The sequence below is a fragment of the Actinoalloteichus spitiensis RMV-1378 genome (assembly GCF_000239155.1).
Taxonomy (GTDB): Bacteria; Actinomycetota; Actinomycetes; order Mycobacteriales; family Pseudonocardiaceae; genus Actinoalloteichus_B; species Actinoalloteichus_B spitiensis.
The window spans coordinates 1-9,340 of the sequence record NZ_AGVX02000314.1; the positions used below are offsets into that span (position 1 = coordinate 1).

A 9,340-nucleotide genomic window follows, 5' to 3' on the forward strand; every position below is an offset into this window, starting at 1 on the left:
GGGCACCGCCGTGGTCACCGGGGGAGAGGGCCCCACCGGCCGCCTCGTCGCCGACTGGCTGGCCGCCCTGGGCGCCCCGCGCGTGCTCCTGCTGACCGACCCGGGCACACCCCCACCCGAGGACCTGCCCGCCGCCGTCCACCCCGTCCCCTGCGACCCGGCCGACGAGGACGCCCTGCGGGCCGCGCTCGCCGAGGAGACCCCCCGCGTGGTGGTGCACACCGCCGGGGTCCTCGACGACGCGTTGCTCGCCGACCTCACCGACGCCCAGCTCACCCGCGTGCTGCGCTCCAGGGTCACGACCGCCACCGCCCTCGACCGGGTGACCCGTGACCACGAGGTGGACGCCTTCGTCCTGTTCTCCTCGGTCGGCGGCACCCTCGGCGCGGCCGGGCAGGGCGGCTACGCCCCCGGGCACGCCGTCCTCGACGCCCTCGCCGCCAGCCGCCGCGCCCAGGGCCTGCCCGCCACCTCCGTCGCCTGGGGCCACTGGGCCACCGACGGCGACCACGGCCGCCGCCCCGGCGTCCGGGACCTGGACCCCGACCTCGCGTTGGCGACCCTGCGGCGGATCCTCGACACCCCCGCCGACACCGTCGTCGCCGACCTGGACTGGGCGGCCGTCGCCGGCCCCACCCCGCCCCCGCTGCTGCGGGACCTGCTGCCCCACACCCAGGACACCAGCGGAGCCGCCGAGCTGCTCCCCCGGCTGCGGGCCGCCGACCCCGCCACCCGGCACCGCATCGTGCGCGACCTCGTCCTCGACATCACCGCCGCCGTCCTCCAGCACGGCGAACTGGACTCCGTCGACCCGGGGCGCGGATTCCGCGAGCAGGGGTTCGACTCCCTGGCCTCGGTCCGGCTCCGCAACGACGTCAACACCGCCACCGGGCTCCGACTGCCCGCCACCGCCGCGTTCGACCACCCCACCCCGGACGCGCTCACCCGGCACGTGCTGGCCGAACTCGGCCTCGACGGCGCACCCGGGGCAGGCGGGGCGGACATCGAGTCGGCCAGCGACGACGAACTGATCGCGCTGCTCGACGCCGAGTTCGGCATCTCCTGAGGAACGGAGGCAGGACGTGACCGACGACCGCATGCGGCGGCTGCTGAACAAGGTGACCCTGGAACTGCGCCAGGCGCGGGCCCAGCTCGCCGCGCGGCCCGAGGACCCGGGCCGGGAACCCGTCGCCATCGTCGCCGCCAGCTGCCGCTACCCCGGAGGAGCCGACTCCCCGGAGGCGCTGTGGGACCTCGTCGCCCAGGGACGGGACGCCACCGGGGACTTCCCCACCGACCGGCACTGGGACATCGAGGGCCTGTACAGCGAGGACCCGGAGACACGGGGCGGCATCACCACCCGCCGGGGCGGGTTCCTGACCGACGTCGCCGGCTTCGACGCCGACCTGTTCGGCATCTCCCCCCGCGAGGCGCTGGCGATGGACCCGCAACAGCGCATCCTGCTGGAACTGACCTGGGAGGCCCTCGAACGCGCCGGCATCGCCCCCGACGGCCTGCGCGGCGAGCCGGTCGGCGTCTACACCGGCATCAGCGCCACCGAGTACGGGGCCCGCCACGCCGGGGTGCCCCACGACCTGGAGGGGCACCTGGGCACGGGGAAGGCCGGCAGCGTCGTCTCCGGGCGGTTGTCCTTCGCCTACGGGTTCGAGGGCCCCGCGCTCACCGTCGACACCGCCTGCTCCTCCTCCCTGGTGGCCCTGCACCTCGCGACCCGCGCCCTCCGCGCCGGCGAGTGCCGGCTGGCCCTGGCCGCCGGGGTCGCCGTCATCGCCGAACCGGCGGTGTTCGTGGAGTTCGCCCGGCAGCGGGGCCTCGCCCCGGACGGCCGGTGCAAGGCGTTCTCCGCCGCCGCCGACGGCGCCGGGTTCAGCGAAGGGGCCGGGGTCCTGCTGCTCGCCCCCCTCTCGGAGGCCCAGCGGGCCGGGCTGCCCGTGCTCGGCCTCATCCGGGGGACGGCCGTCAACTCCGACGGCGCCTCCAGCGGACTCACCACCCCGAACGGACCCGCCCAGCAGCGGGTCATCCGCGCCGCCCTCGCCGACGCCGGACTCCAACCCTCCGACGTGGACCTCGTGGAGGCGCACGGTACCGGCACCCGACTGGGCGACCCCATCGAGGCGCAGGCGCTGCTGTCGACCTACGGGCAGGACCGCGACACCCCCGTGTGGCTGGGCTCGGTCAAGTCCAACATCGGCCACGCCCAGGGCGCGGCCGGGATGGCCGGGATCATCAAGGTCCTCGGCGCCCTCCGGCACGGCGCACTGCCCCGCACCCTGCACGTCGACACCCCGACACCCGAGGTCGACTGGACCGCCGGCCGGGTCGAACTGCTCACCCAGGCCCGGCCCTGGCCCGCCGGCCCCGGGCCGCGCCGCGCCGCCGTGTCCGGGTTCGGCATGAGCGGCACCAACGCCCACGTCGTCCTCGAAGCGGCCCCCGAACCCGAACCCGCACCCGCATCCCCGCCCGGGGTGGCCGCCGGCGACCCCACCGCAGGACCCACCCCGCCCGCCGTGCCCTGGCTGCTGTCCGCCCCGAACCCGCCGGCGCTGCGCGCCCAGGCGGCGAACCTGGCGGACTTCCTCACCGCCCACCCCGAACTCCGCCCGGCCGACGTTGGCCTGACCCTGGCCACCCGCCGCGCGCTGCTCCCGCACCGCGTGGTCGTCACCGGTGGGCTCGACGAACTCCGGTCCCTGCCGGCGGACGCCGGGGAGCACGGCCACGGCGGTGGCCTCGCCTTCACCTTCACCGGGCAGGGCGCGCAACACCCGGGCATGGGACGCGAGCTGCGCGCCGCCCACCCCCGCTACGCCGAGGTCTTCGACGAGGTCTGCGCCGAACTGGACCGCCACCTGGGGGAGACGACCCCACTGGCCGACCTGGTGCTCGCCGACACCGACGACGACCGGCTCGACGACACCGGCCACGCCCAGGCGGCGCTGTTCGCGGTCGAGGTCGCCCTCTTCCGACTGCTGGAGTCCTGGGGCGTCCGCCCCGACGTCCTGATCGGGCACTCCGTCGGCGAACTCGCCGCCGCCCACGTCGCCGGGGTGTGGGACCTGCCCGACGCCTGCCGTGTCGTGGCCGCCAGGGCCCGCCTCATGGCCGCGCTGCCCCGCGGCGGGGCGATGGCCGCGATCGCCGCCCCCGAGGCCGAGGTGGCGGCCGAGGTGGCGGGCAGCGCCGTCAGCGTCGCCGCCGTCAACGGCCCCGCCTCCGTGGTGATCTCCGGCGACGCCACCGAGGTCCGCGCCCACGCCGCCCGCTGGGCGCGGCGCGGCACCAGGACCAGGGAACTGCGGGTGTCCCACGCGTTCCACTCGGCACTGGTGGAGCCGGTGCTCGACGAGTTCCGCGCCGTCGTCGCCGGCACCACGGCCCGGGAACCGTCGATCCCGGTGCTGTCCAACCGCACCGCCGCCCCCCTGACCGCCGACCAGGCCGCCTCCCCCGACTACTGGGCCGACCACGCCCGGGGAACCGTGCGCTTCGCCGACTGCGTGGCCGCCGCCGAACGACGCGGCACCACCACCTTCGTGGAACTGGGCCCGGGTGGCGTGCTCACCGCGATGGTCACCGACACCCTCCGCCGCCCCGGCGGCGCGGCCGTCGCCCTGCTGCGCCGCGACACCCCCGAGACCCGCTCGGTGGTGGCCGGCCTGGGCCGGCTCGTCGCCCGGGGCCACGACGTCAGCCTCACCCCGCTGTGCACCGAACTCGGCGGCACCCCCGTCGACCTGCCCACCTACTCCTTCCAGCACTCCCCGTACTGGTTGGGCGTCCCCGCCGCCGCCGGAGCCGCCGCGCTCGGGCAGGACACCACCGGCCACCCCCTGGCCGGCGCGGCCGTCGACCTGCCCGACGGCGGTGTCCTGCTCACCGGACGGCTGTCCCGGACCGACCAGCCCTGGCTCGTCGACCACCGGGTCCAGGGCCGGGTGCTGGTGCCCGGCACCGCCCTGGTCGACCTCGCCGTCCGCGCGGGCGACGAGATCGGCGCCACCACCCTGGAGGAGTTCGTCGTCCACCGCCCGCTGGAACTGCCCGACCACGGCGCCGTCCGGATCCGCGTGGTCGCCACCCCCGGTGCGCCCGCCACCGTCTCCGTGCGCTCCCGCCCCGACCACCCGGGCGGCACCTGGACCGAACACGCCAGCGGCACCCTCACCGACGGCGGCGCCGCACCGGACCCGCTCACCGACTGGCCCCCCAGCGGCGCGCAGGCCCTGGCCACCGGCGACGTCTACACCAGCCTGCGGGCCGTCGGCGTGGACTACGGACCCGCCTTCCGGGGGCTGCGCGCGGCCTGGCGCCGGGACGACGTGGTGTTCGCCGAGATCACCCTGCCCGCTCCGGCCGAACCCGACGGCTTCGGGGTGCACCCCGCGCTGCTCGACGCCGCCCTGCACACCCTGCGGCTCACCGGGTTCCTGCCCGCCGACGCGGCGTTCGTCCCCTTCTCCTTCGCCGGCGTCCGCGTCCACGCCACCGGCGCCCGCACCCTGCGGGTGCGGGTGACCCACCTCGGCGGGGAGACGGTGCGCCTCGTCCTCGCCGACGCCGGGGGCGCGCCCGTCGCCGAGATCGCCGCGCTGACCGTGCGGCGGCTGGACGGCCGACCCGCCGCCCGGGATTCCGCCGTGCTCGAACACCTGCTGCGCCCCGACTGGACCCCGGTCAGCGGAGCCGAGGAGGACACCGCCCGGTGGGCACCGCTGGGGGAGGACCGGTTCGGCCTCGGACCGGGGGAGGCCACCGACGCCCAGGTGCGGGTGTGGTCACCCCCGGCCGGTGACGTGCGGGCCGCCACCGCCGCCGCCCTCACCACCCTGCGGGACTGGGTGGCCACCGACGACGGGACCCGCCTGGTCGTGCTCACCACCGGCGCGGTGTCCACCGCACCCGGCGAGGACGTCCCCGACCTGGCCGGGGCCGCCGTCGGTGGCCTCGTCCGCTCCGCCCAGTCCGAGCACCCCGGCCGGCTCGTCCTCGTCGACGTCGACACCACGACCGCCACCACCCGGGACCTCCCCGGCGCGCTGCGCCGCGCCCTCGCCACCGGCGAACCCCAGCTCGCCGTGCGGGAGGGCCGGCTGCTCGCCGCCCGGATCACCCGGTTCACCTCCGGCGGGCTCCTCGCGCCACCACCGGGGGAGCCGGCGTGGCGGCTGGGCACGAGCGGCACCGGCACCGTGGAGAACCTGCGGATCGACCCCTGCCCCGAGGCGCTCGACGCCCCGCTGGGAGCCGGGCAGGTCCGCCTCGACGTCCGGGCGGCCGGCGTGAACTTCCGCGACGTCTTCACCGTCCTCGGCCTGTTCCCCAGCGTCACCGGGATGTTGGGCGGCGAGGCCGCCGGCGTCGTCCGCGAGGTCGGCCCCGGAGTCACCGACCTCCGCCCCGGCGACCCGGTGACCGGGCTGGTGTTCGGCGGCTTCGGGCCCGTCGCCGTCGCCGACCGCCGCCTGCTCACCCGGTTCCCCGCCCACTGGACCTTCGAGCAGGCCGCCGGGATGCCACTGGTCTTCCTCACCGCCTACCACGCCCTGGTCGACCTCGCCGAGCTCGCCCCGGGTGAGGCGGTGCTGGTCCACGCCGCCGCCGGCGGCGTCGGCATGGCCGCCACCCAACTCGCCCACCACCTCGGCGCCACCGTCCACGGCACCGCGCACCCCCGCAAGTGGGACGCCCTGCGCGCGAACGGGATCCCCGAGGAACGCACCGCCTCCTCCCGCACCCTCGAGTTCGAGGACGCCTTCGCCGGCGGGGTCGACGTCGTGCTCAACTCGCTGTCCGGGGAGTTCGTCGACGCCTCCCTGCGGCTGCTGCGCCCCGGTGGCCGGTTCCTGGAGATGGGCAAGGTCGACATCCGCGACGACGCCACCGTCACCCGGGACCACCCCGGCGTCCACTACCGGGCCTTCGACGTCCTCGACGCCGGCCCCGACCACATCCAGCGGATGTTCACCGCGCTGCGCGAGCTGTTCGACCGGGGCGCGCTCGCACCGCTGCCGGTGACCACCTGGGACGTGCACCGGGCCGTTGAGGCGTTCCGGCACATCCGCGAGGGCCACCACACCGGCAAGGTGGTGCTGACCCTGCCGCGACGTCCCGACCCCGACGGCACCGTCCTCGTCACCGGGGGAACCGGTGACCTCGGCGCGCTGGTGGCCCGCCACCTCGTCGCCGTCCACGGGGTGCGGCACCTGCTGCTGCTGTCCCGACGCGGGCCCGACGCCCCCGGCGCCGCCGCCCTCACCGAGGACCTCACCGCCGCCGGTGCCCGGGTCCGCGTCCTGGCGTGCGACGTCGGCGACCGGGACGCCCTCGCCGAGGCGCTCGCCTCCGTACCCCCCGAACACCCCCTCACCGGCGTCGTCCACACCGCCGCCGTCGTCGACGACGCGGTGATCGGCTCCCTCACCCCTGACCAGCTCGACCGGGTGCTGCGGCCCAAGGCCGACGCGGCGCTGCACCTGCACGAACTGACCAGCGACCTCGCGCTGTTCGCCCTGTTCTCCTCAGCCGCCGGGGTCCTTGGCGGCCCCGGCCAGGGCAACTACGCCGCCGCCAACGCCGTCCTGGACGGCCTGGCCGCGCACCGCCACGCCCACGGCCTGCCCGCCACCGCACTGGCGTGGGGGCTGTGGGAGCAGCAGGCGGGCATCACCGTCGGCCTCACCGCCGCCGACCGGGCCCGCATGCGCCGCGACGGCCTGCTCCCGCTGGGCCGGGCCGAGGGCCTGGAACTGTTCGACCACGCCGTCGCCACCGCCGAACCCCGGTGCCTGCCGCTGCGCCTCGACCTCGCCACCGTGGCCGCCCGGCCGGTGCCCCCACCGCTGGCCAGCCTGGTGCGGCCCACCCGCCGGGCCGCCACCGAGGGCGACACCGCGCCGGCCGCCCTCGCCGACCGCCTCGCGGCGCTCCCGGCGGCCCGGGCCGGCGCCGCCGTGCTGGACGTGGTGCGGGAACACACCGCCAGCGTCCTCGGGCACGGCGACCCCGCCGACATCCGAGCCGACCAGGGCTTCGGCGACCTGGGCTTCGACTCGCTCACCGCCGTCGAACTGCGCAACAGGCTGGCCCGCGCCACCGGTGTCCGCCTCACCGCCACCGCCGTCTTCGACCACCCGACACCCCAGGCGCTGGCCGACCACCTGCTCGGCACCCTGCGGCCGTCCACCGCCGACCAGGACACCGGCCCCGGCACCCCGGCACCGCCGGCGGAGCCGGGCGAGTCCGAACTGGACTCCCTCGACCCGGACGAACTGATCCGCCGGGCACTGGCCGGCGCCGGCGACTGACCTGGTGGGCCGAGTGCGCCGGCAATGCCCCCGGGGTGGACGCGTGCCATTGGTCCACCCCCCACCCCGACCTAGCGTGCTGCTGGACAGCTCGACCCCTGCGGAGGAGACGCGGAATGGCGGAGGCTGACGAGCGGCTCGTCGAAGCGCTGCGGGCGTCGCTCAAGGAGAACGAGCGCCTGACCCACCGGCTGCGCGTCCGGGACGAGGCCGAGGCGGAGCCCATCGCGGTCATCGGCGCCGCCTGCCGCTTCCCCGGCGGCGTCGACTCCCCGGAGGACCTGTGGCGGCTGCTGGCCGAGGGCCGCGACGTCGTCGGGCCCTTCCCCACCGACCGGGGGTGGGACCTGGACACCCTCTTCGACGCCGACCCGGCCGCCTCCGGCCGCACCTACGTGGACCGGGGCGGGTTCCTCACCGACGCCGCCCTGTTCGACGCCGCCCTGTTCGACATCTCGCCCCGCGAGGCACTGGCGATGGACCCCCAGCAACGGGTCCTGCTGGAAACCGCCTGGCGCGCCGTCGAACACGCCCGCATCGACCCCCGGTCGCTGCGCGGCACCCCGACCGGGGTGTTCGTCGGCGTGTCCGGACAGGACTACGACCGGGACGCCCGCCACGGCCTCCCCGAGGTCGAGGGCTACCTGCTCGCCGGGAACACCACCAGCGTCGCCTCCGGGCGCCTGGCCTACACGCTCGGCCTCGAAGGCCCCGCCCTGTCCGTCGACACCGCGTGTTCCTCCTCGCTGGTCGCCCTGCACCTGGCCGCCCGATCCCTCCGGTCGGGGGAGAGCGACCTCGCCCTCGTCGGCGGCGCCACCGTCCTCACCTCGCCGCACCTGTTCATCGAGTTCGCCAGGCAACGCGGCCTCGCCCCCGACGGGCGCTGCAAGTCCTTCGCCGACGCCGCCGACGGCACCGCCTGGTCCGAAGGCGCCGGACTGCTGCTCGTGGAACGGCTCTCCGACGCCCTCCGCCACCGCCGCCGGATCCTCGCCGTGGTCCGCGCCACCGCCGTCAACTCCGACGGCGCCTCCCACGGCCTGACCGCCCCCAACGGCCCAGCCCAACAGCGCATGATCCGCGCGGCGCTGGCGGCCGCCGGGCTCGAACCCGCCGACGTCGACGCCGTCGAGGCCCACGGCACGGGCACCGCCCTCGGCGACCCGATCGAGGCCCAGGCGTTGCTCGCCACCTACGGGCAGCAGCGGGACACCCCGCTGCTGTTGGGGTCGGTCAAGTCGAACCTCGGCCACACCCAGGCGGCCGCCGGCGTCGCCGGCGTCCTGAAGATGGCCCTCGCCCTCGGCCGGGGAGTGCTGCCCCGCACCCTCCACGTCGACCGGCCCACCTCCCACGTGGACTGGACCTCCGGCGCGGTCACCCTCACCACCGAGGACACCCCCTGGCCCGAACGGGACCGGCCGCGCCGGGCCGCCGTGTCCTCCTTCGGGATCAGCGGCACCAACGCGCACGTCATCCTCGAGCAGGCACCCGCCACCCCGCCGCACGCGGAACCGGGCCGGGTCCGGGGGCCCCTCACCCCCCTGGTGCTCTCCGCCCGGAGCCCGGAGGCCGTGCCGAACCAGGCCCGTGACGTCGCCGCCCTGCTGCGGGCCGGCGCCCACCCCGCCGACCTCGGCCACTCGCTCGCCACCACCCGCGCCAGCCTCGACCACCGGGCGGTCGTGCTCGGGAGGGACCGCGCCGACCTGCTGACCGGTCTCGCCGACGTCACCGCCCCCCGCCCGACCCGCCCCGGCCGGCTGGCGGTCCTCTTCGGCGGGCAGGGCACCCAACGCCCCGGCCTGGGCCGAGGCCTGTACACCGCGTACCCGGCCTACGCCGCCGCCCTCGACGAGGTCTGCGCGACCCTGGAACCGGAAGTCGGGTTCTCCGTCCGCGACCTCGTCCTCGGCGACGGCACCGACGGCGACGCCGCCCGCATCGACCGGACCGGTCACGCCCAGCCGGCGTTGTTCGCGGTGGAGACCGCCCTGCACGCGCTG

General features: G+C 76.8%; 3 protein-coding genes. All 3 read left to right on the plus strand.

What is annotated here, in order from left to right:
- The coding region (locus tag ACTIDRAF_RS28920) for a beta-ketoacyl reductase (protein WP_039787386.1) at positions 1–1,066 on the plus strand (1,066 nt) is incomplete at its 5' end.
- Positions 1,067–1,082: 16 nt separating this feature from the next.
- The gene (locus tag ACTIDRAF_RS28925) at positions 1,083–7,331 is read left to right on the plus strand and encodes a type I polyketide synthase (protein WP_016699441.1); all 6,249 of its coding nucleotides are present in this window, start codon (positions 1,083–1,085) and stop codon (positions 7,329–7,331) included.
- 98 nt (positions 7,332–7,429) lie between these two features.
- The coding region (locus ACTIDRAF_RS0214415) for a type I polyketide synthase (protein WP_425359125.1) at positions 7,430–9,340 on the plus strand (1,911 nt) is incomplete at its 3' end.